20 protein-coding genes and 2 pseudogenes are annotated in these 24,340 nt (G+C 58.8%); 12 read left to right on the top strand and 10 right to left on the bottom strand.

Features of this window, described 5'->3' with window-relative positions:
- Window positions 1-3: 3 nt before the first annotated feature.
- Window positions 4-1,962: a TRAP transporter large permease gene (locus tag ACMX25_RS28955; protein WP_414953142.1), complete on the bottom strand. Its 1,959-nt coding sequence runs from the start codon at window positions 1,960-1,962 to the stop codon at window positions 4-6.
- Window positions 1,963-2,039: 77 nt separating this feature from the next.
- Complete coding sequence (locus ACMX25_RS28950; protein WP_414953141.1) at window positions 2,040-3,089, bottom strand: TRAP transporter substrate-binding protein; 1,050 nt, start codon at window positions 3,087-3,089, stop codon at window positions 2,040-2,042.
- A gap of 563 nt (window positions 3,090-3,652) precedes the next feature.
- Between ACMX25_RS28950 and trpS the strand changes: the two genes are divergently transcribed.
- The gene (gene trpS / locus ACMX25_RS28945) at window positions 3,653-4,708 is read left to right on the top strand and encodes a tryptophan--tRNA ligase (RefSeq protein ID WP_414953140.1); all 1,056 of its coding nucleotides are present in this window, start codon (window positions 3,653-3,655) and stop codon (window positions 4,706-4,708) included.
- A gap of 192 nt (window positions 4,709-4,900) precedes the next feature.
- Complete coding sequence (locus ACMX25_RS28940; RefSeq protein WP_414953139.1) at window positions 4,901-5,710, top strand: class II aldolase/adducin family protein; 810 nt, start codon at window positions 4,901-4,903, stop codon at window positions 5,708-5,710.
- A 63-nt stretch (window positions 5,711-5,773) separates the two neighbouring features.
- Here ACMX25_RS28940 and ACMX25_RS28935 read toward each other — a convergent pair whose 3' ends face one another.
- On the bottom strand, window positions 5,774-6,769 hold the full coding sequence (locus ACMX25_RS28935) for an ABC transporter substrate-binding protein (protein ID WP_414953138.1): 996 nt from the start codon (window positions 6,767-6,769) through the stop codon (window positions 5,774-5,776).
- A 284-nt stretch (window positions 6,770-7,053) separates the two neighbouring features.
- Between ACMX25_RS28935 and ACMX25_RS28930 the strand changes: the two genes are divergently transcribed.
- From ACMX25_RS28930 to ACMX25_RS28895, 8 genes and pseudogenes are all read left to right on the top strand, one after another.
- A complete protein-coding gene (locus ACMX25_RS28930) occupies window positions 7,054-7,761 on the top strand; it encodes a PadR family transcriptional regulator (RefSeq protein WP_414953137.1) in 708 nt (235 codons plus the stop codon).
- Between the two features lie 23 nt (window positions 7,762-7,784).
- Window positions 7,785-8,603 carry a siderophore-interacting protein gene (locus tag ACMX25_RS28925; RefSeq protein ID WP_414953136.1) on the top strand — a complete coding sequence of 273 codons (819 nt, stop codon included), beginning with the start codon at window positions 7,785-7,787 and terminating at the stop codon, window positions 8,601-8,603.
- Window positions 8,604-8,655: 52 nt separating this feature from the next.
- Window positions 8,656-9,908 (top strand): annotated as a pseudogene (locus tag ACMX25_RS28920) (MFS transporter).
- Between the two features lie 84 nt (window positions 9,909-9,992).
- A complete protein-coding gene (locus tag ACMX25_RS28915) occupies window positions 9,993-10,976 on the top strand; it encodes a GNAT family N-acetyltransferase (protein ID WP_414953135.1) in 984 nt (327 codons plus the stop codon).
- A gap of 131 nt (window positions 10,977-11,107) precedes the next feature.
- A complete protein-coding gene (locus ACMX25_RS28910) occupies window positions 11,108-11,569 on the top strand; it encodes an SRPBCC family protein (RefSeq protein WP_414953134.1) in 462 nt (153 codons plus the stop codon).
- Window positions 11,553-11,918 carry an ArsR/SmtB family transcription factor gene (locus ACMX25_RS28905; RefSeq protein WP_414953133.1) on the top strand — a complete coding sequence of 122 codons (366 nt, stop codon included), beginning with the start codon at window positions 11,553-11,555 and terminating at the stop codon, window positions 11,916-11,918. The genes ACMX25_RS28910 and ACMX25_RS28905 overlap by 17 nt, the downstream gene beginning before the upstream one ends.
- A gap of 472 nt (window positions 11,919-12,390) precedes the next feature.
- Window positions 12,391-13,260 (top strand): DMT family transporter, encoded by an 870-nt coding sequence (locus ACMX25_RS28900; RefSeq protein WP_414953132.1) that lies wholly within the window; start codon window positions 12,391-12,393, stop codon window positions 13,258-13,260.
- Window positions 13,261-13,474: 214 nt separating this feature from the next.
- Entirely contained in the window at window positions 13,475-13,858 is a 384-nt protein-coding gene (locus ACMX25_RS28895) for a substrate-binding domain-containing protein (protein ID WP_414953131.1), read from the top strand.
- Here the strand turns inward: ACMX25_RS28895 and ACMX25_RS28890 are convergent.
- The 5 genes from ACMX25_RS28890 to manD form a co-directional block, all read right to left on the bottom strand.
- On the bottom strand, window positions 13,851-14,630 hold the full coding sequence (locus ACMX25_RS28890) for a GntR family transcriptional regulator (protein ID WP_414953130.1): 780 nt from the start codon (window positions 14,628-14,630) through the stop codon (window positions 13,851-13,853). The genes ACMX25_RS28895 and ACMX25_RS28890 overlap by 8 nt on opposite strands.
- A 209-nt stretch (window positions 14,631-14,839) precedes the next feature.
- A complete protein-coding gene (locus ACMX25_RS28885; RefSeq protein WP_414953129.1) occupies window positions 14,840-16,138 on the bottom strand; it encodes an MFS transporter in 1,299 nt (432 codons plus the stop codon).
- Between the two features lie 61 nt (window positions 16,139-16,199).
- Entirely contained in the window at window positions 16,200-17,237 is a 1,038-nt protein-coding gene (locus tag ACMX25_RS28880; RefSeq protein WP_414953128.1) for an L-idonate 5-dehydrogenase, read from the bottom strand.
- Window positions 17,238-17,284: 47 nt separating this feature from the next.
- Window positions 17,285-18,655 (bottom strand): MFS transporter, encoded by a 1,371-nt coding sequence (locus ACMX25_RS28875; RefSeq protein ID WP_414953127.1) that lies wholly within the window; start codon window positions 18,653-18,655, stop codon window positions 17,285-17,287.
- Between the two features lie 68 nt (window positions 18,656-18,723).
- Complete coding sequence (gene manD, locus ACMX25_RS28870; protein ID WP_414953126.1) at window positions 18,724-19,932, bottom strand: D-mannonate dehydratase ManD; 1,209 nt, start codon at window positions 19,930-19,932, stop codon at window positions 18,724-18,726.
- 95 nt (window positions 19,933-20,027) lie between these two features.
- On the opposite strand from manD, the gene ACMX25_RS28865 reads away from it, so the two are divergent.
- Complete coding sequence (locus ACMX25_RS28865; protein WP_414953125.1) at window positions 20,028-21,545, top strand: mannitol dehydrogenase family protein; 1,518 nt, start codon at window positions 20,028-20,030, stop codon at window positions 21,543-21,545.
- Here ACMX25_RS28865 and ACMX25_RS28860 read toward each other — a convergent pair.
- On the bottom strand, window positions 21,528-22,457 hold the full coding sequence (locus ACMX25_RS28860; RefSeq protein ID WP_414953124.1) for a DMT family transporter: 930 nt from the start codon (window positions 22,455-22,457) through the stop codon (window positions 21,528-21,530). The genes ACMX25_RS28865 and ACMX25_RS28860 overlap by 18 nt on opposite strands.
- A 123-nt stretch (window positions 22,458-22,580) precedes the next feature.
- Between ACMX25_RS28860 and ACMX25_RS28855 the strand changes: the two genes are divergently transcribed.
- Entirely contained in the window at window positions 22,581-23,501 is a 921-nt protein-coding gene (locus ACMX25_RS28855) for a LysR family transcriptional regulator (protein ID WP_414953123.1), read from the top strand.
- Window positions 23,502-23,699: 198 nt separating this feature from the next.
- Here the strand turns inward: ACMX25_RS28855 and ACMX25_RS28850 are convergent.
- Window positions 23,700-24,224 (bottom strand): annotated as a pseudogene (locus ACMX25_RS28850) (spherulation-specific family 4 protein); the annotation flags it as partial.
- Window positions 24,225-24,340: the final 116 nt, after the last annotated feature.

The following is a 24,340-nucleotide window of genomic DNA, read 5'->3' as shown; positions in this document are numbered from 1 at the left end:
GTGTCAGGCCATGTTGAAATGCCGCGGCAGCCACAGCGAAATGGACGGCACGAGGATCAGCAGCACCAGCATCACCACGAGCAGCGCCAGGTATTTGAGCATGCGGCGCGAGACGTCTTCGACCCGCGTACCGGTCATTGCGCAGGTCGCGCATAAGCCCAGACCGAAGGGCGGCGAGAACAGTCCAAGCCCCATTGCGGTGACCGCGACCGTACCGAAATGCAGCGGATTGATGCCGGCCTGCACGGCGATCGGCACCAGCAAAGGACCGAAGATGATGAGCGCGGGCGCGCCCTCCAATACCGCGCCGAACACAATCATGATGAACACCGATACCGCCAGGAACGCCACGCTTCCGTAGGTATGCGCAAGCGCCAGCATGCCGGCCGACAGCATGGAAGGGATCTGCAGGATGGTCAGTGCAAACGCAACGCTGGACGCTGCGGCGATGATGAACAGGATGCCCGCCGCCATGGCTGAAGCGCGTACGAACAAGCTCGCGATTGCTCGCGGCGTCAGTTCACGGAACGTAAGGCCACCGACCACGAGCGCATAGACCACGGCGAACGCGGAGACTTCGGTGGATGTCGCGATCCCCGACGTCACGCCCTTGCCGATCATGACGACCATCACGAGCGCGACCAGTGCACCGCCGAGCAGCCGGAAAATCGGCTTGCGGCTGGCGAAGGCTGTGCGCGGATCAACCTTCTTGCCGAAGATCACGACCATGGTGGCGAGCGCCATCGCCATCACGACCGCCGGCACGATGCCCGCCAGAAACAGGCCGCCTATCGAGATGTTGGCAACGAAGCCAATGATGATCATGTTGATGCAAGGCGGAATGGTTTCGGCCATCACGCCCGACGCCGCCAGCACGGCGGCGGTCTCGTTCGGGTCCTGGCGCGTACGTCGGACCGCGGGCACGACGATGCCCCCGACTGCAGCAATATCAGCCAGCTTGGAACCTGACACGCCGGAGAAAAACGCGGTGGCAAGAATGGCGATGAGATTCATGGAACCACGCACGCGACCGAAGATCCGCACCAGCAACTCGATCAGCCGCGACGACATGCCGTTCACTTCCATCACCAGGCCGGCCAGCACGAAGAACGGAATAGCGAGGAGCACGAAGTGATCCATGCCGGCCATCACCTGCTGCGAATAGATGATCATGGGCAAGGTCGGGTCGCTGATGAAATAAAGCAGCGCCGACAACGCCAGCACGAACGCGATGGGCACGCCGACCACCAAGCCGCCGATAAAACCCGCCAGCAGCAACGCCCACGGCGCGACAGCGTATTCCGGGAGGACCGTACTCCAGCCCCATAGCGCGGCGGCGGCCGCGCAGCAGCCAGCCAAGGTCAGCCATGTGGTACGGGTCGCGCCGGTGATCGCACTGGCTACCGCCACGGCGGTCATCAGCAAGGCGCCCAGCATCACCGGCAACACGTTGATCCACTGCGGCAAGCCCATCGGCGTGGTCACGTTCGCCGAGTCTTCCAGCAGCAGCCATGCCGAATACGCGAGGCCGCCCGCCGTGCCTGCAATGACCCAGTAGCCGGTCTGTAGTGCGGCCGCACGCCATGATTGCGGCAGCAACGCGCGGAAGAAATCGATATTCACATGCTGCCGGCGTGCGAGCACCGTCGCGCCGCCCAGGAACACCATCGTCACCATGAGACCGCGCGCGATCTCCTCCGCCCAGTCGACGGGGTGGTGCACGAAATATCGAAGGATCACCGAGATGAACACCACCAGGACATCGACGGCAAGCACCACGCCGCACAGGCGTTCTATGAACGTACATAGCGTGGCAAGCAACTGTCCGCTGGTGGTCAGCGTGCCGAAGCCCCACGTGCTTGCGCTGATGACCGGGCCTGCAACCGCTGGCCCTGCTGCGTCTTGCGGACCATCCGCGATGCGCAACTCGTGGCCTGCCAGCTTGCTGAGTGATTCATTCATCGTTCGGTTCTCGTCTCATGTTCCCGTGAGTTCCCGTGATCCGGAAGTCCTGTGCTGAATGGGGCATATCACGCACGTCACGCACGGGCGGCGTCGATGGCAGCCAGTACCGGTGCAGTCACCGGATTGCTTTGCGTGAATGGCACCCACAGCCTGTCACGCATCAGCTTGCGAACGTTGTTGCGCTCCGCGTCGGCCATCGGATAGAAAGTCATGCCGGCCTTCTTGAGGGCGCCAAGGGCATCTGCACCCTTCGTTGCAGCCTCTTGCCGCTGATACAAGCTCGCCTCGTGCGCGGCCTCCAGGAACTGGGGCTTGATGGCATCGGGAATCTTCGAGAGTCCCCGCTTGCCGATCACCGTGATGCATGGGCTGAACAAGTGATTGGTCTGCCAACTGTTCTGCACGACTTCATTGAGCTTGTTGGAAAGCACGCTGGCTGCATCGTGTTCAAAACCCTCGACCACGCCCGTCTGCACGGCGGTGTACACCTCGTTGAACGCAATCGGCGTGGGGATGGCACCCATCAACTTGAAGGTTTCGATGAAGGCCTGCGTGGGCAGCACACGCAGCTTGACGTTCTTGAGCGCGCTCAGATCCTTGATCGCGGGCTTGGTGTAGACGCTGCGCGCGTTGAAGTGCGAACCCCAGCCGATGATTGAACATCCGGTGCGCGACAGCATCAGCTTGTTGTAGACATCGGCCACGCCGTGGTCAACCGATTTACCTACATGCGCCCAGCTGTCGAAGAGAAAACCGAGATCCAGCAACGCGAGTTCCTGAAGCGCGGTTGCCCAGATCGAGCTGCCCGTGATCATCATGTCGATCGAACCGAGTCGAACCTGCTGAACGACATCGGCCTCCTTGCCCAACTGCCCGTTCGGAAAAAAGTCGACGCGAATCTGGTCGCCCACGCTCTTCTTCAGGTTCGCCTGAAGGCGTTCGAAATAGATGTAGTGCGCGGAATTTTCGTCGGCGGTCATGGTGGATGAAAACCGCAGTTGGACAGGCGCCGCCGCGCGCCCGATCGCCGGAAACGCGAGCGTGGAAACTGCAGCGCCAGCGGTTTGCACGAAGCGTCGGCGCGATAAGGAACGACGTGGCGAACAACGATCTGATCCGGGCATTTCATGTCTCCGTCTAGTTACCTGTCTAATTTCTCGACTGGTTTTTTGATTTGGTAGAACGTTTTACTAAATCGTTTTACGGATCATAAGGACATTCCCACGACGCTTCAATATCCTGGGGTTAACACGGTTAACTGGGGAATACCCCCGGGTTGAGCGACGGAATTTCTATCGGCCTGAGCACGCCAGGAATCTGCGAGCTGCGCCGCCGTCCAGGTGCCGCTCGGTACTCCATGCACAATGACTCGCTGTAGGAAATGCGGTCCGTGACGGTTTTTAATCGACCGATATTTACCAAGCATTCCTGACTATTTAAACCGGGTTTGATATTCTCGTCGATCGAGACGGCGCGCTCAAACGCCGGGCGTTGTCGGGCATCCCCGCTCTATGGCATTCTTATGCCATGTCTGCGATCAACCCCGCTACTGCGCGCATCTGGTGCCGCTCTTGAAGGAGCGGCATTGTCACGTCTTTTTTAATGACCATGATCGCCGCAGTCCGGCCGGAATGGATTAAATCCCCGGTTCGCTTGTCCTGCGGCAGTTCTTCAAGAGAATCCGACTATGCACGATCTTCATGACTCACACGACGCCCCGTCGTCCGTTCCGCGTCTGACCGTCCTGACCGGTGACCGCCCTACCGGACCGCTGCATCTGGGCCATTATGTTGGCTCGCTAAAGACCCGGCTCGCGCTTCAGGAAACACACACGCAATACCTCCTCGTCGCCGATACCCAGGCCATGACCGACAACGCTCATGATCCGGACAAAGTGCGCCGTAATGTATTGGAAGTCGCGCTGGATTATCTGGCCGTCGGTATTGATCCGGGCAAGACGACCATCGCCGTGCAGTCAGCCTTGCCGGCCCTCGCGGAATTGACCCTGCTGTACATGAACTTCGTCACTGTCGCGCGCCTCGAACGCAATCCCACGATCAAGGAAGAGATTCAATCCCGCGGTTTTGGGCGCGATATTCCGGCGGGCTTTCTCTGCTACCCCATCGCGCAAGCGGCCGATATCACCGGGTTCAAGGCTCACTTTGTTCCAGTGGGAGAAGACCAGGCGCCGTTGATAGAACAAACCAACGAAATCGTTCGGCGTATTAATCGCCAGGCGGGTATCGACGTTCTGCCGGAAGCCGAAGCATTGATCCCGGCGATGGGCCGCCTTCCCGGTGTCGACGGCAAAGCCAAGATGAGCAAATCGCAGAACAACTCGATTGCGCTTTCTTCTTCGCCCGACGTCATACGTGAAGCGGTGAAGCGCATGTACACCGATCCAAACCATCTGCGTGCATCTGATCCGGGAACCGTGGAGGGCAACGTAGTTTTCACGTATCTGGACGTATTCGATGACGACCGCGCCGAAGTTGAACGCCTGAAGGCGGCGTATCGCGCAGGAGGGCTCGGCGACATGGCGCTCAAGCATCGGCTGGAGGATAAGCTGCAGGCACTGATCGCTCCTATACGGGAACGGCGAGAACGATTTGCCCAGGACCCGGCATACGTCTTTAGCGTGCTTAAGGAAGGAACCCAGCGCGCGAAGACTGTCACGCAGGAAACGCTGGATGAGGTACGCAGGGCGCTAGGAACATTTTCGTTTGAATCCGTAAGCTCCTAGAAATGATCAAGTGTCATTTGAGGGTGCCGACCCGCCGATCGATATGGTTATCTCCATTTGATATTTAACCTTTGCAGGCCCGGGTGCTAGCCTTTGAGACTGTTCATTCGCCGGGACTGGCCTTAGCCGCTAGCCGCACAAGGGCACCCGGGCGAGTCAGAACGTCGCTTGATCGCCAAAGGACATCAAACAATGAGCACCCTCACCGACGCGCCCGGTCTCACCCTGCACGACACGCCCGTCCGCAAATTCTGGTTCGACGAAGTCCCTCCTCCGGCTACGCCCGCGGCTGAACGCAGGCATCGTCTGGAGCGGCTTGCCGGCGCGTTTCGCCTGTTCGCCCAACGCGGCTTTGATCAAGGTCTGGCCGGCCATATCACTGCACGCGATCCTGAATGGACCGACCATTTCTGGGTCAATCCCCTTGGCAGGCACTTCGCCCGCATGCGGGTTTCCGACTTGCTGCTGGTGAACAGCGCTGGCGAGATCGTGGTTGGCAAGGGACCGGTTAATCAAGCTGCGTTTGCGATTCATGCGGCCATCCACGAAGCTCGTCCAGATATTATCGCGGCTGCGCATACGCATTCCCTCTACGGAAAAGCCTGGTCGACGCTGGGACGCAAGCTCGATCCGCTAACGCAAGACTCCTGCTCATTCTATGAGGATCACGAACTATTCGATGACTTCCAGGGTGTGGTGCTCGACACCAAGGAAGGTGCACGCATTGCCGACGCGCTGGGTTCGAGCAAGGCGGTGATCCTGAAAAATCACGGCATCCTCACCGCGGGCCCGACGGTCGAAGCCGCCGCGTGGTGGTATCTCGCACTCGATAACGCGTGCCACACGCAACTACTTGCCGAAGCCGCCGGTACGCCTCAGCGCATTCCGCATGACGTGGCCGCGCTCACGCATGAAAGGGTCGGCCGTCCGGGAGGCGCGCTGTTTTCGTTCGAGAGCTTGTATGAAGGTCTGGTCGAAGCAGAACCTGATCTGCTTGATTGACTTGAAACGGTATGGAGCAACTAAGGCGATGCATCACGCATCGCCTTAGTCAACCATTCACCATCAAGCTTTAGCGATCTGCGTATCCGAGATAGCGCGTACATCTATTCTTCTTGGAAGGATGGCATCGCGGAAAGCACTATCTGCGACTCGCTGCAACGCGACAATATCGTTCTCGGCAACAAAACGTTGCTTCAGCGCTGAGCGCGCGGTAATGGTCTTTGCAGCATCGAGTGGCAGACGGGTTAATGACGCGTAGACCTGAGCGTACGCATCGGGATTGGCGACGGCCCACTCGCCCGCGCGTTGCAAGCGCTGGAGCAAGTCTGCAATGGCGAAGCGCTTCAGGGGATCGGCCGCTGCCGTGCCAGACGCCGTCACAAAGCCCAGTCCGCTATTGATGCCAGTGCCATCCCTTAGCACCCGCGCACCCCGTTGAACTGCGGTTCCGAAGTACGGATCGAACGTCGCCCAGACATCGATACGTCCCGATTCAAACGCGGAGAACGCGTCGACCGGCAATACAAACCGCACTGACACGTCCTCGCGCGAAAGACCGGCTTCGGCCAGCGCACCATAGAGCTGGAATTGCGAAATGCTCCCACGCGCCGACGATACAAACACCGTGCGTCCCTTGAGCTCCGCCACGCTGCGCAGCTTCGAGTCCGCCGGAACGAGGATGCCCAGCTGCGCGCCGGAGCCAACGCGCGTCGCCACGATCTTGAGCGTCGGATCGCCAACGGCTGCAGCCAGCACCGGCAAATCACCGGCAGGCGCCAAGTCGACAGCACCCGCGCGCTGTGCTTCGAAGAGCGGTGCCGCGCCCTGGAAATTAGCCCACTTGAAGGCATACGGGGTGCCGCCGAGCACTTTGGCAGCCTCGGCTAGCGCGCGCGTTCCGCCCGCCTGATCGCCCAGAATAAGCGTGACGGAACGCAAGGCCGCGTCCTCCGCCCTCGCCTGCCGCGATGCAAAACCTCCTAGCCCGGCGACGGCCGGCGCGGCGCCTAGCAAGCGCAATGCGCGCCGCCGTCCATCGAAAACCTTGGAACCATCCATCTGTATCAATCCTCGCGGGCGAAATCAGCGCCCAGAGTAGCGACGCTGCGACGCCTTGAGAATTATTCAATTCCGATATGGTTATGAGCGCCCGAGACTTAAGCATTGCAGGTTTGAGGGCTTCGCTTGGGGCTCGTAACAAAGCTTGCAAAGGTGTCACGATCCGCCAAAACACAACGCCGGAACCTGCCCGCCGGGCCAATCTCGCTCCGAAAAAAACATTGACAACGTATCTTAAGATATATATCTTAAGATGTGTTTTACGATATCTACGGAGTTCTACGATGCAACATCACCGCAACCGCGAGTTCGCTCGCACCCACGCTGGATTTGAATCTTCAGACCATTTTTCCATGCATGCCATGTGGCATGCGATCGGCCGCCATCACCGCCATGACGACGATGGCCGCTTCCCAGGCGGCCCCGGAGGCTTCGGCGGCCGCGGCGACGACGGCATGCCGCGCGGCCGCAAATTCACCTCTGACGACCTGCAATTGCTCCTGCTTGCTCTTCTAGCCGAAGCACCGCGCCATGGCTACGAACTAATCAAGGCGCTTGAAGTTCGATCGAATGGTTTTTACAGCCCGAGTCCCGGCATGGTCTATCCGGCGCTGACCTACCTGGAAGAACTGGGCTATGCAACGGTTGAAGTGGAAGGCAATCGCAAGCGTTATGCGCTAGCCGAATCCGGACGCAATTACCTCGCGACTAATCGCGAGCGCGTCGATGTAATGCTAGCCAAGCTAAGCCATTTTGCACGCAAGATGGATTCGGTGCGCCGCGCGTTTGCAGGCGAAACCGGCGATGAAAACGCGGACGCCAACGGCGACAGCAATGCATGGTTGCCCGAGTTCATCCAGGCACGCCGCGCGCTCAAGCACGCGTTGCTAATGCGTACCGACGCACCCGTCAGCGAGCAACGCCGTATTGCCGCGATCCTTGTCCGAGCCACTGCCGAGATCGAAGGAAAAACCGCAGGAGATCCGGCGTGAATCAACACTCAAGAGAACACACAATGCAAAACAGCAGGCCCGATCTGACGGTCGGCCGCGTCCGTCATCAACTCAAATTCCGCCTGGCTCAAGTCAAGCGCCTTCAACCGCTTACGCCGCACCTCGTGCGCATCACGCTAGGCGGCGACGATCTTCGCGACTTTGAATCGGCATCCTTTGACGACCACATCAAGGTCTTCTTTCCACAACCCGGAGCCGACAAGCCGGTCATGCCGACGGCCGGCCCGAACGGTCCGGTCTTCGCCGACGACCAGCCGCGGCCAATTGCACGCGACTTCACCCCGCGTCGATACGATCGCGAAGCATGCGAGCTCGATATCGAGTTTGCGCTGCATGAGGCAGGACCTGCCGCGACGTGGGCAGCGCAAGCGAAGGTCGGACAGTATTTGGGAATTGGCGGTCCGCGCGGTTCCTTCATGATCCCCGAGGGATTCGACTGGCACCTGCTGATTGGCGACGAGACGGCGCTCCCTGCCATCGCACGCCGCCTGGAAGAGCTGCCGCCGGGAACGCGCGTGGCCACGCTGATTGAAGTGGAAGATCCATCTGCACGTATCGACTTCACGACGCAAACCGACCTGTACGCCGAATGGCGCTACCGCAGCGAATCGGACTTCCCCGGTGCAGCCTTGTTACTGGCGTTGCGAGAAATGTATTTGCCGACTGGCGAAGGCTATGTGTGGGCCGCCGGCGAAGCGACGGTCATGCGTGCGGTTCGCCAGCACCTGTGCACGGAACGTGGTGTCGACAAGAGCCGGATTCGCGCGGCAAGTTACTGGAAACTCGGCGCGGAAGCGGTTCACGAATCCATTGACGACTGACCTGCGCCTTGTCTGCTTTAGCCGTTAAAAGAAATCTAATCAGGATGACTATATGTATAGTCTAGACGCGAGTCGCGAGCGGCGCCTTCTCTGGCTGCTTGCGCTTACACAGTTCACCATCATCATGGACTTCATGGTGATGATGCCGCTCGGCCCGCAAATCATGGGGAGCTTTCAGATATCACCGGCCGCGTTCGCCACCGCCGTTTCAGCCTATTCGTGGTGTTCGGGTCTCTCAGGTTGCTTGCCGCCACTTACATTGATCGCTTCGATCGTCGCCGTATCATGTTGACGGTCTATGCGCTGTTCGCGCTGTCGAACCTCGCGTGCGCCTGCGCCACCAGTTTTCCCATGCTGCTGATCGCACGCGCTTTTGCGGGCATCACCGGCGGCGTGCTGGGGTCGGTCATCATGGCGATCGTCAGCGACGTTATTCCCGTCTCGCGCCGCGGCGCCGCGACCGGCACGATCATGACGGCCTTCTCACTTGCCGCGGTGGCGGGCGTGCCGGCAGGCGTTCTGTTAGGCGCGCATTTCGGCTGGTTCACGCCGTTCATCTTGCTGGTGGGTTTATCGGTCTTGATCTGGCTCGCCGGAATGAAGCTTGTGCCTTCACTCACGGAGCATTTAAGCCGCACGCCGCCTCCGTTACGAAGTGTCATGCCTACGCTGTGGAGGCTGATATCGAACCCGCGCTACGCCAATGCATTCGCACTGACGTTCATTGTCATGGGGTCGCAGATGCTGGTAATCCCGTTCATCTCGCCCATGCTTGTGGCTAATCACGGCGTGGCCCCGGCGCAGTTGTCGTGGTTATACATGGCGGGCGGCGCCGCGACGTTCTTCACAGCGCGGCTCGTCGGCAGGCTTTCCGATCGCTATGGCAGCCGCCGGATGTTCCGCCTGCTGGTAGTGCTATCGCTCGTGCCCGTGCTGTTCGTCACTCACCTGCCGAACCTGCCGTTCATCGCAATGGTCCTGCTGTTTCCCGTGTTCATGGTGATTGTGTCCGGCCGCATGGTGCCGATGCAAGCGTTGCTGACGACCGTTCCCGAACCGTCCAATCGCGGCGCTTTCTTAAGCACGAACAGCGCACTGCAAGCACTCGGCGCCGGTTGCGGTGCATGGCTTGGTGGACTGTTTCTATCGTTCGATGCGCACGGGGCGATCCGGGGATATGGCACCAACGGCTTGTTGGCGGTCGCGCTCGTATCGTTCGCGGCGATCTGGGTCGGCCGCGTGAAAGCGGCGTCGGAAAGGGCTGTTTCGCCGCCTATTGCTGCAGAGCCGGTTGGGGAAGTCTAGTCGTTTTAGCAAGGTTCAAGTGAGCTTGAAAAAGTTGCGCCTCGCAAGTATATTGGTTGCGAGGCGCAACTGTTTGGAGCAACCATGGACTATGTCGATTTACTCGAACAATCGCGGGATCACACCATCCTCGAGCTTCGCGACTTTTCGCGAAAGCTGGTACGCGAGCTGGGTTTCATGCGCAATACGCTGGCCGACAGCGACCTCGCGCCATCGGCCGTTCACGCGGTCATTGAGATCGGGTTGGCGCCGGGCCTTCAGGCGCGCGACCTGGCCGACACGCTACGGCTCGATAAATCGAACACCAGCAGGCAGTTGGCAAAACTCGAATCCTTGGGACTAGTAACACGGGAAACCGCGAGCGACGACGGCCGGTCGTCACGGCTGTTCCTGACGGCAGCCGGCAAGAAGTTGCGGCAAAAGATCGACCGCTTTGCGACCGATCAGGTCTCCAATGCCCTTAGGCGACTGGTGCCTGCGGACCAGCAAACGCTGGTCCGCTCGCTTGCGCTTTACGCGGATGCCCTGGCGCAGGACAACGTCAACAAGACACCTCGAGCGGCGGCATCGATAGACGAGAAAATCCTTGAGGGCTATCAACCGGGATGCATTGGAGACATAGCGAGCCTGCATGCACGTTTCTATTCGCAAGCAGCCGGCTTCGGTGTTTTCTTTGAAAAGAAAGTCGCCACCGAACTGGCGGAGTTTGCCATGGCCTTGCCGTCTCCCGGTAAGGCGCTGTGGCTCCATGTCGAGAACGGCAGGTCACTCGCTTCAATCGCCGTAGACGCGGACGACGCCGATGACCGGCTTGCTCATCTGCGATGGTTTATTGTCGACGAGTCATTGCGCGGCTCAGGTGTGGGACGCCGCCTCCTCTCCAAGGCGCTGGATTTCGTCGATCGTGAATTCGATGAAACCTATCTTTGGACTTTCAAGAGCCTTGACGCCGCGCGTCATCTGTACGAGTCGTCCGGATTTTATTTGACCGAGGAAGCAGAAGGCTCGCAATGGGGCACTCATGTGATCGAGCAGAAATTTAATCGGCGTTCGAGCGAGAGGTCTTAGTCTTAGGCCCTAGTCCCGGTGTCAGCAAATCCTCTCATAAAGACCAAGCGCCCGCTAAGCCCATGAAGACATGCAGTCAATTACTTGCATTTCCACGTCTCGCTGACTAATATGCAGTCAGGAGGCTGCATATGACATCGTCAACTGATCGAATAGAAAAACAGAGCCTTGTCGAGGCCCCGCGTTCGCGCGTCTGGCGCGCGTTGTCGAATGCCAAAGAATTCGGAAAATGGTTCGGCATGGATTTCAAAGGCGAAAGCTTTGTCGCAGGCACGGCCGTCCATGGACGCATTACCCACCCCGGATACGAACATCTTGTCTGCGAGATGTTGATTGAACGCATTGAACCTGAGTGGCTATTTTCCTGGCGCTGGCATCCGGGCGCCATCGATCCGGCCATCGACTACTCCGGCGAGCCCACCACCCTGGTCGTATTCGAGCTTGAAGAAGTTGGCTCAGGTACGTTGGTGCGCATAGTCGAAACCGGCTTTGACAATATTCCGCCCGAACGCCGCGCGGATGCATTCCGCCTGAACAACCAGGGATGGGAAGCGCAAATGACGAACATCGAAAAACATGCTGGCAAGGGCTAGGTCTCCGTCGAATAAAGCGCTGCTCAAGGGCCCGGCGCAACGAAACGCGGCGGCGGTTTTTGCGGCGCTAGGCGACGAGACGCGCTTGCGTCTCGTCGCTGTGCTGTGCGCCGGCAGCGCGATGTCAATTGCGCAACTCACTGCCGGGACGGACATCACGAGGCAGTCGGTCACGCAGCACTTGCAGGTGCTGGCGAACGCCGGGCTGGTGCGCGACATCAAGATCGGGCGCGAGCGCTTGTGGGAATTTGAACCGACGCATCTGGAAGCCGCCCGGCGGTCTCTTGAAACGATCGCACAGCAGTGGGATCACGCACTGATGAAACTAAAGCTCGCCGTGGAGCGTTGACATGCAAAGCGATACGGCCGGTTTGTCGTGCGTGGCAATTTAAGATCAAGCGGGGTTCTCTATGGATTGGCCAAGCAACTAATGAATCACTCTTATCAGCTAAGTCCCCCGCCTAAGCGTTGCGCAACCTGCGACTTAGCGTTAATCTTGCATCCTTAGCACGCGACTCTATTCAATCCGCTTTCCATGACAAACCCTACGCACATTCACCTTGCCGCTATCGAGCCCGACTCGACGGCTGGTCATGCGCGTCTTAGCGGTCCCAAGGATTTCGGTTTCTCTGTTTCCCCACCTGTCGTTTCTCCTCCGAACACCGTCGCGGCTGGCGCAGTAGCGCCGCCGCACACGGGCGTTCCTGGCTGAACTTTTTCTCCTCAAGTCTTAGGCTTCCGGCCTGACCGCAGCACCTGCTGGTGCCTGGCGGCTTGACCGCGCTCGCCTAAGTCCTTATTCCCCCGACAGGTGAATACTCATGGCTTTTGTAAAATCCGCCGTCGCCGCTTATGGTTCGACGGCACTCTTTGTCCTGCTGTGGAGCAGCGGTGCAATCGTTTCGGAACTGGGACTCGATCACGCCCCGGCCTTCGCTTTCCTTGTGCTGCGTTTTGCCTTGGCGTCGAGCGTCCTTGCGATGCTGGCTGTATGGCGCGGGCGCTGGTTGCCAGCTTCTGGAACGCGTTTGCAAGTCGCGATCACCGGCGCATTGCTGACCGGTGGTTATCCGATTTGCTATCTGCTCGCGCTCGATCGTGGATTGACGCCCGGCATTCTCGCAACGCTCCTGGGCGCACAGCCCATCCTCACACTTGTGCTGGTGGAGCGTCGCTTGACCCCAGCACGCTTGGGCGGCCTGCTCCTTGCGTTGGGTGGTTTGTCTCTCGTTGTATTCGCAGCCGGTAGTGCTAAGCGCTTTTCTCTAGCGGGCGTGCTTCTTGGCGCGGGCGCGTTAGCGTGCATGACAACTGGCGCCATCCTGCAGAAGCGCCTGAAGCAGCAACCGATCGATGTCCTGCCGCTTCAGAACGTTGTTGGCCTCGTGCTCGCCATGTTGTTCGTACCGTTCGAGCCCGTCAGGTTCGTACCTAGCGTGGATTTTCTTATACCGTTGCTATGGCTAGGCATTGTGATATCTGTTTTCGCACAGTTGCTGTTTTATCGGCTGATGCGGGCCGGTAATCTCGTCAACGTGACGAGCCTCTTTTATCTTGTGCCCGTGGTCACCGCCGTGATGGATTACCTCGTGCTAGGCAACCGTCTTGCGCCTCTTGGCGTAGCAGGAATGGCGTCGATCCTTGCGGGCCTGGTACTGGTATTTCGCGCCACGCCGACAACGAAACGCTAAGCGCTAACCGCTGCATTAGCAACTCGAATACGCGGTTCGCATACCGGGTATTCGAGCCGAGTCCACAACTAGCCAGTACACGCCTGATCGCTTCGTTATATGTTGCCGAACATATCGAAAATTGTTACCGGCAATGACTCCACTACAAGAACGATGCCTCGCCACACGTCGACACCCGCGGCTGATCCCGGTGGAGACTATGCAAGGATGTTGTTTGCCAAAGCCGACACGGTACATCCCCAAGGCCCGCAAAATCCTGGAGAAAAAGGCGCAACAACTGGTGGGCGGCTGCGTGACGCCGGACGTGCCTGCCGGGAAAAATCCGGTAAAGTACTTTATGGAAACGCGGCGGGTGGATGTGTTTATCGGCTATTGCAGCTCACATGAAACGACGCCTGATACGAGCGTCACACAAGTTGAGTTGACGACAAATCTGGCCATCTCGGCCGACTACGGCATGACCGTGCTCGACGATTCGCAGAATAAGTCGACATGTGATGCGGCTTATCGATCGGCCATGTACCTGATGAATCCGCAAGCGCAAGCCATATTGCCTCGCTACGGTTTCAGCGCGGTCGCGATGAGCTTACCTAGCTAGCAAGGTGGGCACGTTCGCCGTCATCCGGTTCAAACCAGTCCGGATTGCGTTCGGCGACCTGCTTTAGCGAGACCAGTATCTCGCGCAAATGCGCGCGCATGGCTTCTTCCGCGGCATCGGCATCATGCGCTTTCAATGCACTCACAATGCGTGCATGTTGCTTGATCAGCAATTCAAGCGGCGACACTTCCGGCAAGCTCAGATAACGCACGCGGTCCATCTGAGCCTTGATGTCCTGAATAGTGTCCCATGCCGCCACGCAGTCAATCGATTGTGCAATCAGGAAATGAAAACGCTCGTCGAGTGCAAGGAAGGACGTGGTGTCGTGCGCTTTCGCGGCAGTCTTCTGATCGCGTAGATTGTCGGCAAGATCGGCGAGTTGCGCCTCCGTGATTTCAACCGCGGCCTTGCGAGCCACTGCAGCCTCGATCGCTTCGCGGATGAACCTGCCTTCCCGGACGCGTCGCGGTGAGATCTTCTTAACGAAGGTCCCTCTCTGCGGCAGCACCTGCAGCACACCCGATTCGACCAGCTTGATAAACGCTTCCCGAACCGGTTGCCGGGAGACCTGGAACATGTCTGAAACTTCCGTCTCGGACAGCGGCGTGCCCGGCACCAGCGCGCCCGAAAAAATGGCTTCACGCAGGGCACGAAAGATTTGCTTGCCGATGGGTTCGTGCGATTCAACGCGCAGCTGACCGCGCAGGTTGGGCAGTGCAACACGCGGTTCAATCGTGCGAGCGCGGCCACGGGCAGTGGCGGCCGGTGGCATGGAAGAAGCTGTTCTTTTGTTGCGACCAGCGCCGTCAGACGAAGACGCGTCACGTTGCAACGGTGCCGGCAAGACGTTTTTCGTGACCATGACGCACACCTGACCGAGGAGTAAAGAGAGGACAAGATGAAGCCTGGACTTCATCTTGTAACCTACCATACTACCACGCCATTGCAGCTGTTCGAAGCCTCTTGGGAGTTCTAAACCCGCTAGGAAACGAATGCGCGCCGCGCCTTCAATCTGTCGCCACGCGGTTCGCGAATCCATATCAGCGAGCAAAGCGATCCCAGCACCGCAACAGCGCCCGCCAATACGAACGCGCTGCCATACGCACCGTGAGTCGCTTGCACGATGAAGCCCGTCACCGCAGGTCCTATTACGCCGGCGAGGTTCGCCAGCAGGTGCACGAAGCCGCCCACGCCACCTACATTCTCCCGTCGGACGGTGTCCGCGATCACGGCCCAATAGACCGCGCCCGTGACGTACAGGAAGAAGATGGATACGGACATCAGCGCAACTGCCCCCTCCATGCTGACCACTCGTCCGGCAAATCCGACACACACGGCCGCGACCCCGAGGCAAACCGATAAAACGATCCGCCGCGCAAGCAACGGCTTACCCGTGATACGCAAGATCAGGTCCGTGATAAAACCGCCAGCGGCAAGGCCGATACTGCCGAGCACCCAGGGAATCACGGTCGCAATGCTCATGTCATGGAGCGACATGTGATGGGCTTCTGTCAGGTACGTGGGAAACCACGACAGGAAGAAAAATAGCACGTAGTTGTAGGCAAAAAAGGCGAACGCTGTTGCAAGGATGATCGGTTGCTTCAGGTAGAACTTCAGCCCCATTTTTTCGCCTTCGGGCGCATGCTCCATCGACGAAGCCTGCTGCTGGCCGGCGACAATCAACGCAAGCTCCTCGGGTTTCACGCGCTTGTCCTGCTGCGGTTGCTCAGTCGTGGTCAAGGTCCACACCACGAGCCACGCGAGACCAAGCACCATGATTGCAACGAACGCCCAGCGCCAGCCAAAGCGGATCGCCATGTAGCCGACCACCGGTCCCGCCAGCGCGCCGCCCAGTGGCGTACCTGAACTGATCACACCAATGGCGCTGGCCACCTCGCGGCGTGGAAACCAGTTGTTGACCATCTTGCTGTTCGATGAACTGAACGGACCCTCGCCCATGCCGAACAGAACCCGCAACACAATCAATGAAAACAGGCTGCTAGCCAGCGCAGTCGCTCCGCAGAAGAGCGACCAGATACCCATCGACGCGCCAAACACTTTCTTTGCCCCGATCTTGTCGGACAGCACGCCGCCGACAAAATTAAACAACGCATAGCCGATGAAAAAACTGCTGAACACGATGCCCATCTGCGCATGCGAAAAATTGAGGTCCTTCTGGATCAAGGGCGCTGCGATCGAGAGCGCGGCGCGATCGAGATAGTTGATCACGCCAGCAAGAAACAGCAAGCTGACCACGAACCATCGCTGGCTTCTGAACATGAATGTCTCCTGAAATACGCCTCTTTGTGATCGGGCGTTCGGGCAATGCAGTAATAGGGATTCAGTCGAACTGCAAATGCACCTTCATCGACTGGTTGCGGTCATGCGCCACTTCGAACGCATGGTTTGCATCCGCGAGCGGAAAGACATGCGTCATCAACGGGCTCAGGTCGATCTTCCCTGTGGCGATTTCTTCGGCGGCGACCGCGTATTCATCGGTGAAACGGAACGACCCCTGATAACGTAACTCCTTCGCCATCACGAGATTGGCTGCAACCGGCGACTGCCCTGCCGGCAGGTTGCCCACCTGGATCACGGCGCCACCCGCGCGTGCGGCCCGAAGCGCGGTGTCGAGCCCGGCAGGGCTGCCGGATGCTTCGATCACGATGTCGAAGGTGCCGCGCGACTGGGACCACGCTTCGACCTGTCCCTGGTCAGTGGCGAGTACGGTCTGATCGGCACCCAGGGCCGCGGCCATTTGCAGCGCTTTGCCGGCGAGGTCCAATGCGACCAGACGATGCGCTCCAGCACGCCGGGCGACCGATAGCAAAATGCAGCCTATGGGTCCGCAGCCGATCACCAGTACCTGGGCGCCGACCAGCGATCCAGCGTGCCGCAACGCGTGCAATGCAACCGCTAGAGGCTCGGCCATCGATGCCTGCGCAAAGTCGAGTGCGTCGGGCACAGGCACGCATTGGCGCGCGGCCACGGCAATGTATTGGCGGAACATTCCTTGCATGTGAGGGAACGTCGAAGCGCTGCCCATGAAGCGCATATTCAGGCAGTGATTAGTCATGCCCTTCACGCAAAACCGGCACTCGCCACAATTCAGCCCCGGGTTCACGGCAACACGCTGACCCACGCGCAAGCCGCTCACGCCCTCCCCGAGCGCTGCGATTTCACCCGCGACTTCGTGACCCAGGACGAACGGTTCCCGGACTGCGAAATCGCCGCTCTTGCCCTTGAAGTAATACGACAGATCGGACCCGCAGATACCGCCTGCGCGTACGCGGATCTGGACCTGACCCCGTAGTGGCTGAGGTGCATCGACTTCATCGATACTCAGGCGTTTCGGTTCGTGAAGGACGGCTGCAAGCATGAGAAGCTCCGTTAAATAATATGCATGCCGAAGCACTGCACTCAGGGCTAGCGGCGCGCCGCAAAAACAGGGGATGCATGCGCTTCGCTGGAAGCAATAGCGAGTGGTTGCGTACCCCAGTCGTGAAGATCACCACCACGACGCAAAGGCGCCGTTTCAGGCAAAAGATAAATACACAGCGTGGACACAATGCCCAGTGCCATGACGTAGACAATCAATCCGACGGAGCTTCCGCCCGTGATTTGAAGCATCTTCACGGCCACCAGTCCGAGTACGCCGCTCCCGACCAACGATCCGATCTGCCAGATCAGCGCAATGCCGCTACAACGCACGCGCGCCGGAAAGAGTTCGGGAAAGAGCGATGCCTGCGGTGCATAGCAAAGACTGTGGCCGACTGTAATCGCGAGAATCATGACTGTCTGGATCGCCAGACGACTGCCGCTGTCGACGGCATGAAATAGCGGCACGACCAGCAGGACCTGCAGCACGCTGCCGGCAATAAACGTGGCGCGTCGGCCGATCCGGTCCGATAGTGCGCCTGCAAGCGGAATCGCGATCAGTTCAAGCGTGACTGCAACGATGATCGTCTGAAGCAGCAGGCTCTCACTAATACCGTGCACACGGCCGTAGGCCAGCACGATCATTGTGTACATCGCAAACGTGCAGGCTTCGATCAGCTTCGCTCCAACACCCTTCAGGATCGTGGAGCCGAATTGCCGGACGACTTCCACGACCGGGCGCGACTCGACCGCCTGCGTCTTGCGAATCTCCGCGAAGACCGGCGACTCCTCCGTACGCAACCGGATATACAGGCCCACGACAACCAGCACGATGCTGCCGAGGAACGGCAGCCGCCAGCCCCAGGCGAGCAGTTGCTCATGCGTGAGCGTGGCAGTGAGGATGGCGAAGATGCCCGCCGGAATCAGGAAGCCCGCAGGTGCGCCGAGCTGGACGAGGCTGGCGAAGAAACCCCGCTTAGGCGGCGGCGCATATTCGGCCGTCAGCAACACGGCGCCCGCTTGTTCTCCGCCAACGCCAAAACCTTGCAGTACGCGGATCAGGATGAGCGACGCCGGCGCCCAGATGCCGATCTGCGAATAGTCAGGCAGCAGCCCAATCAGGAATGTCCCAAGGCCGACAATCAGTATGGTGACGATCAGCGCCTTCTTGCGGCCAATGCGATCACCAAAATGTCCGAACACAATGCCGCCTAACGGCCGCGCGATAAAACCCACGGCGTAAGTCGCGAATGCAGCAAGTGTCCCGATCAGCGGGTCACTGCTCGGGAAAAATTTCGTGCCGAACACGAGCACTGCAGCCGTGCCATAGACGAAGAAATCGTAGTACTCGGCAGCGGTTCCTATAGTCGATGCGAAGGCGACGCAGCGTAACATCGCGCTACTGTTCTGAGCTGCCATTGCCTGTCTCCTTGTTATGATGCCGCGCAGTTAAGCCGCAGTTAAGCGCCGCAATTAAACACCGCCGCTCACCAGTTCCAGAGCGTGCCGTCTCCGAGTCGCGCGACCGGCAGGTAAGCCGGGTCGTAGGGATAGCGCGCCGCGAGTTCTTCGTCGATATCCACGCCATGGCCGGGTGCATCCCCGGGATACATCGTGCCGCGATCGAAGGTCCACGCATGGGGGAAAACATCAAGCGCTTCCTTCGGGAAACCCATGTATTCCTGCACACCGAAATTCGGTACCCACAAGTCGAAATGAAGCGCCGCGCCCATGCAGACCGGCGACAAATCCGACGGCCCGTGGCAACCGGTGCGCACCTGATAAAGCGAAGCGAAATCCGCAATACGCTTCAGGTGCGTGATGCCGCCCGCATGCGTGAGCGTGGCGCGAATGTAGTCGATCAACTGCTCTTCAATCAGTTGCTTGCAGTCCCAGATGCTGTTGAATACTTCGCCCACCGCGATCGGCGTCACCGTGTGCTGGCGAATCAACCGGAAGCCGGCCTGATTCTCGGCCGGCGTTGGATCTTCCATCCAGAACAAACGATGCGGCTCGATTGATTTACCCAGGCGGGCGGCTTCGATTGGCGTGAGACGGTGATGAACATCGTGGAGGAGATGAGTGTCGAAACCGAATTTATCGCGTACTGCTTCGAAGAGTTTCGGCACGAAGTCGAGATACTTTTCCGACGACCACGTTTGCTCTTCTACCGCGCCTTTGGTCGCCGGCTCATACATGCCCGCGCCCTTCGATACGCCATACACCGAACGCATGTTGGGCACGCCGCATTGAATGCGGATAGCCTGGTACCCCTCCTCCACATGCTCCGCATAACGGTCGAGGGCTTCAGGAATATCTCGTCCGGTCGCGTGCCCGTAGACCATCACGCTTTCACGCGACGCGCCGCCAAGCAGCTTGTACAAGGGCAGATTCGCAACCTTGCCGAGGATGTCCCACAGCGCCACGTCCACCGCGGCGATGGCGGTCATGGTCACCGGCCCGCGACGCCAGTAAGCGCCTTTGTATAAAAACTGCCAGATGTCTTCTATTCGTCCTGGATCACGACCGATCAGCAGCGGACACACGTGGTCTTTCAAATAAGACGCCACCGCAAGTTCGCGGCCATTGAGGGTGGCGTCGCCAATTCCATAGACCCCTTCGTCGGTCACCACTTTCAACGTGACGAAATTGCGTCCCGGACAACTGACGATGACATCGGCGCGGACGATTTTCATGGGGATTTCCTTGAGGTGCGATCAGTGGAATTGATGCTACCATACAAGTAGACTTAATCGTCAACCAAGGGTTTTCCCGCTTCAGGCTATTTAAAATGTCCGATAAATCCGTGCTTTGCCGCAAATCGCTCCCATTGATCCAGGATCATCTGCTGACGCCCGAGTGGCGCGATCCACGCATTGGCATTGTTCATTTGGGCATCGGAAATTTTCATCGGGCGCACGAAGCGGTTTATACGGAAGAGGCCATGCTTGCCGCAGGTGGTGACTGGGCAATCTGCGGCGTCACGCTTCAAGGCGATGTGACAAAGCGCGATGCGTTGATGGCGCAGGATGGCTTGTATAGCCTGGTGGAGCGTGGGGCGGAGGGTGTGAAGACAACGGTTCTCCGGGCGCTGCGTGAAGTGCTTGCGCTACCGCATGACCGCGCGCGCCTGTTCGAGTTGCTCGCCGACACCAATGTACGGATCGTCTCGCTGACAGTCACGGAAAAAGGCTACTGCCGCGATACGAAGACCGGCGATGTCGACCTCGGCCATCCCGGCATCGCATATGATCTGGCGCATCCTGGCGAGCCCGGCACGGTACCGGGCATCCTCGTCGCTGCATTGAGAATGCGGCGCGATGCCGGCATCGCGCCGTTCACAGTGCTTTCTTGCGATAACCTTTCGCACAACGGCGCAGCATTGCGCCAGGTGGTCTGCTCCCACGCTCGCATGCTCGATGAAGCGCTGGCAAGCTGGATCGAACGCGAAGTCGCTTTCCCGTCAACCATGGTCGACCGCATTGTTCCTTCGACCACGAACGCAGACCGCGATGCCGCTACCGCTGCGCTTGGGCTACGCGACGAAGCGCCGGTCCCGTGCGAGCCTTTTCGTCAATGGGTAATCGAGGATTGCTTCCCTGCCGGACGACCCGCGTGGGACCAAGCAGGCGCGCAACTCGTGGATGATGTAATTCCATTCGAGCTTGCCAAGCTGCGCATGCTTAACGGCACCCATTCGACACTCGCGTATTTGTCGATGCTGGCGGGGTTCGAGACAATCGACGAAGCAATTTCATTCGGACCCCTGCGCACGCTTATCCATTCGATGATGACGCAAGAGATTGCACCGACTTTGAGTGTTCCGGCTTCGTTCGACCTCATGGCGTATCGCGATGCACTGCTGGACCGTTATACGAACCCGGCGTTGAAACATCGCTGTGCGCAGATTGCCATGGACGGTAGTCAGAAAATTCCGCCGCGTCTTCTCGCAACGATTGCAACGCGCCTGGAACACGGCGAGTCAATAGCGAGGCTGGCACTTGGCATTGCAGCGTGGTTCGTTTTCCTGTGCGGACGCGCCGACGACGGGACGACTTTCGTTATCAGCGATCCGCTGGCCTCGCAGTTGACTGCGCTGGCTACCCATTCGGGCGGCGATCCGAAAAGTCTTGTCGATGCGATGCTTGGTTGCCGCGATGTATTTAGTCTCGAACTTGCTTCGAACGAAGTGTTCCGGCGCGCTCTGATTGAGGCCGTCACGCAGTTGAAAACCGGAGCAAGATCGGCGATCGAGAAAACCAACCACAAGGCCTCCGAGACCAAGTCAGCGTCACGGCAAAACCTCTGAAGCACGAGGGACATTCACCTCCACCGCCTTGCGCCAGCGCACCGTCGCCAGCATGGACGCGACGACGATCAAACCACCGCCGACCCATGCAACAAGCGATATCTTCTCGCCCAGCCACATCCAGGCGAACAAAGCGCCGAATGCGGGTTCGCTACCCATCAGCAACGCAACGCGGGTTGGACTGCTGCGTTTGATCGCGTAGTTTTGCGCGAAGAACGCGAACAACGTGCACGCAAAAACCAGATAAAACACGCTGCCCCAAAACGACTCATGTCCGGCGAACGACGGCACGTGCTGCCACTGCTTCGGCGCAAACACAAGCGCCACCGCTGCACTGCCAAACGCGACCACACCCGACTGCACGGCCGTCACTGACAAAGGCGGCAGCGAAGAATCACGCATCACACGTTTCGTCACACAGACATTCAGCGCACGCAGCAAAGCGGCAAACAGGATCAGTGCATCGCCGGGATTTAACGCGACCGAACCGTCACCGGCAAGCAGCCATGCGCCTAACAACGAGAGCGCGACTGCTGCCCATTCAATCCGTCCGGGCCGGCGCTTGAGCAGCATCCACTCGACCAGCGGCGTCAGCACCACGCAGAGGCTAATCAGGAACGCCGCATTAGATGCGCGCGTCATCAGCACGCCAAATGTTTCGCTTAGGAAAATGCCCAGCAGCAGCAAGCCTGCTATAAACACGCCGCGCAGCGTTCGCGCGTCGGCCTGACGCAAACTTCGCAACGCCGGCGATAACATCACGAATGTAATGCCGAATCGCAGCGTCAGCAGGCCCAGCACCGGATAAAACACGAGTGCGCTCTTGACGACTCCATAACTGGTTCCCCACACCACCGCGACCACCAGCAACATGAGATCGGACAATAAGAGCAGGCGGTCTTGCTTGGGCATGATCGGACCTCAGTAGATGAGTCCGTATTGTCGAGCGTTGCACATGCGACGATAATCGGGTCGATGCGCAAAGCCTTTATGTCGCAGATGCATTAATCCTGCGCCCCAACTCGCGACGGCCCGATGAATCAAACCGAACTCTTTGCATTGCTGCCCGACATGGCGGTATTCGCCCGTGTCGTCGATGCCGGCAACTTTTCCGTAGCCGCGCGCCAACTCGGCAGCACACCGTCAACGGTCAGCCGCCAGATCAAACGTCTTGAGGAAGCGCTTGCCACGCGGCTGCTTGAACGATCCACGCGCAAGGTGAAGGTGACAGAATCAGGCGAACAGGTGGTTCGATTCTGCCGCGACATCGTGAGCGCGGCGTCGGGCGCCGTGGATGCCGCCGGTTCACTGGTCGGCCGGCCGCAAGGGAAAGTCAGCGTGAGCGCGCCAACGGCCTTTGCGAAAACAGTCATTCATCCGCTCGTGCCGGGCTTTTTGCGCGCGTATGAAGAAGTCGACTTGCAGTTGCTTTATGCAGATCATGAAGTCGATCCGCTTGAGAACGATCTCGATCTCGTGATCCGCCTAACAGATCATCCACCGCCCGGTCTGGCGGGACGGCGGCTGGGTTCGGTCCGCTGGATGTTGTGTGCTTCGCCCGCGTATCTGCATGCGCGCGGTACACCCAAGCACCCACGTGATCTCACGCAGCACGACTGCCTTTATCTCGGCGAAACCGTCGACGACAACCGCTGGCGTTTTCGGCGCGGCACGGAAACGCAGACCGTGGAGGTGAGCGGGCGATATATAGCGAACCATGCAGGCGCGCGACTCGAAGCGGCGCAGCAGGATTTCGGCATTGCAAGCCTGCCGCAGTTCAGCGCAGCCGAAGCGTTAGAAAGTGGCGAGCTCGTGCAAGTGCTCGCCGACTGGGATCTCGAAGCACTCGCTTATGTAGGCTCGGTGTGGTTGCTGTATCCACCGAATCGTTTTCTTCCGCCCAAGGTACGGGCGTTGATCGATTATCTGGTCGAGCATATACGCGACAGCAAGTGACATTGGCTTGGCGCGTTGCTTAAACGCTTAAGGATGCGTTCTTGGGCCCGCTAGCCCATGTCAGAAGTCGAGCCGACCTAACAATTCGTCGAACGGGCCATCACATGCGAAACACAAGATGTGGGCAGGCTCCTTTCCCACACCTTGGTAATTCTGATTAGCTACGAGATTTTTTTCGGCGAGTCAAGGCGCGATCACTCACTTTCCCAGTAGCGATTTCTCAGCTTTCCAATAACCAGGCGTGTAGTTCCAAGTAGCCCCGTTGCCGGGTTGGTCGGTTACATACACATAGTTTGCTGTCGTTCCATTGACTGTGGTTTGCATTTGAGCTTGAGTCGCGGCGTAGGTCAGCAACCAAGTCTTAACCCCAAGCGAATTTGCCGTACTTTGAGCCGAATTGAGGTTGGTGAGATTTTTTTGGTATGCGGTATAGGAGTCTTCAAGTATCACTATGTGCTCACCCTTTTGTGCGCCGGAGATAAAACAATTATTATTTCCCCATGTACCCGCATTCCAAACTACTGTGCCGGATATCCCCACGTCTTTCATTGTCGAACGGATCGCACTCCATTTAGGTGGAGTGCCTGAGCATTTTTGCTGATCAGTCAACTGAGGCTTCTCACTCGTACTATCATTATCGTAAGCAGCCTCATCGAAGAAAATTCCATCAACGCCACCGAGCGTGGTTTTGTAAGCCTTTAAGTTGGCAGAAATATCGCTGTAAGTGTTGCTGGTAAACGCGTTTGAATTTTGTTAACTTTCGGCGTCGTCATTACGCCGGGGTACCGATGAAGTGTGTCGTAGAGCTGACCGAAGCCGAGGATCAGACGTTGCAACAG

It is taken from the genome of Caballeronia eucalypticola (genome assembly GCF_047608185.1).
GTDB lineage: Bacteria > Pseudomonadota > Gammaproteobacteria > Burkholderiales > Burkholderiaceae > Caballeronia.
This window is presented reverse-complemented; position numbering and strand designations above follow the sequence as displayed.

Bases quoted from the DNA above. Each gene is read 5' to 3' on its own strand.
- ACMX25_RS28905 (WP_414953133.1), top strand. From the start codon at position 11,553: ATGCTGGCAAGGGCTAGGTCTCCGTCGAATAAAGCGCTGCTCAAGGGC.
- trpS (WP_414953140.1), top strand. From the start codon at position 3,653: ATGCACGATCTTCATGACTCACACGACGCCCCGTCGTCCGTTCCGCGT.
- ACMX25_RS28915 (WP_414953135.1), top strand. From the start codon at position 9,993: ATGGACTATGTCGATTTACTCGAACAATCGCGGGATCACACCATCCTC.
- ACMX25_RS28930 (WP_414953137.1), top strand. From the start codon at position 7,054: ATGCAACATCACCGCAACCGCGAGTTCGCTCGCACCCACGCTGGATTT.
- ACMX25_RS28860 (WP_414953124.1), bottom strand. From the start codon at position 22,457: ATGCCCAAGCAAGACCGCCTGCTCTTATTGTCCGATCTCATGTTGCTG.
- ACMX25_RS28880 (WP_414953128.1), bottom strand. From the start codon at position 17,237: ATGCTTGCAGCCGTCCTTCACGAACCGAAACGCCTGAGTATCGATGAA.
- ACMX25_RS28890 (WP_414953130.1), bottom strand. From the start codon at position 14,630: ATGCCACCGGCCGCCACTGCCCGTGGCCGCGCTCGCACGATTGAACCG.
- ACMX25_RS28900 (WP_414953132.1), top strand. From the start codon at position 12,391: ATGGCTTTTGTAAAATCCGCCGTCGCCGCTTATGGTTCGACGGCACTC.
- ACMX25_RS28935 (WP_414953138.1), bottom strand. From the start codon at position 6,769: ATGGATGGTTCCAAGGTTTTCGATGGACGGCGGCGCGCATTGCGCTTG.
- ACMX25_RS28885 (WP_414953129.1), bottom strand. From the start codon at position 16,138: ATGTTCAGAAGCCAGCGATGGTTCGTGGTCAGCTTGCTGTTTCTTGCT.
- manD (WP_414953126.1), bottom strand. From the start codon at position 19,932: ATGAAAATCGTCCGCGCCGATGTCATCGTCAGTTGTCCGGGACGCAAT.
- ACMX25_RS28910 (WP_414953134.1), top strand. From the start codon at position 11,108: ATGACATCGTCAACTGATCGAATAGAAAAACAGAGCCTTGTCGAGGCC.
- ACMX25_RS28855 (WP_414953123.1), top strand. From the start codon at position 22,581: ATGAATCAAACCGAACTCTTTGCATTGCTGCCCGACATGGCGGTATTC.
- ACMX25_RS28940 (WP_414953139.1), top strand. From the start codon at position 4,901: ATGAGCACCCTCACCGACGCGCCCGGTCTCACCCTGCACGACACGCCC.
- ACMX25_RS28875 (WP_414953127.1), bottom strand. From the start codon at position 18,655: ATGGCAGCTCAGAACAGTAGCGCGATGTTACGCTGCGTCGCCTTCGCA.
- ACMX25_RS28955 (WP_414953142.1), bottom strand. From the start codon at position 1,962: ATGAATGAATCACTCAGCAAGCTGGCAGGCCACGAGTTGCGCATCGCG.
- ACMX25_RS28950 (WP_414953141.1), bottom strand. From the start codon at position 3,089: ATGCCCGGATCAGATCGTTGTTCGCCACGTCGTTCCTTATCGCGCCGA.
- ACMX25_RS28865 (WP_414953125.1), top strand. From the start codon at position 20,028: ATGTCCGATAAATCCGTGCTTTGCCGCAAATCGCTCCCATTGATCCAG.
- ACMX25_RS28925 (WP_414953136.1), top strand. From the start codon at position 7,785: ATGCAAAACAGCAGGCCCGATCTGACGGTCGGCCGCGTCCGTCATCAA.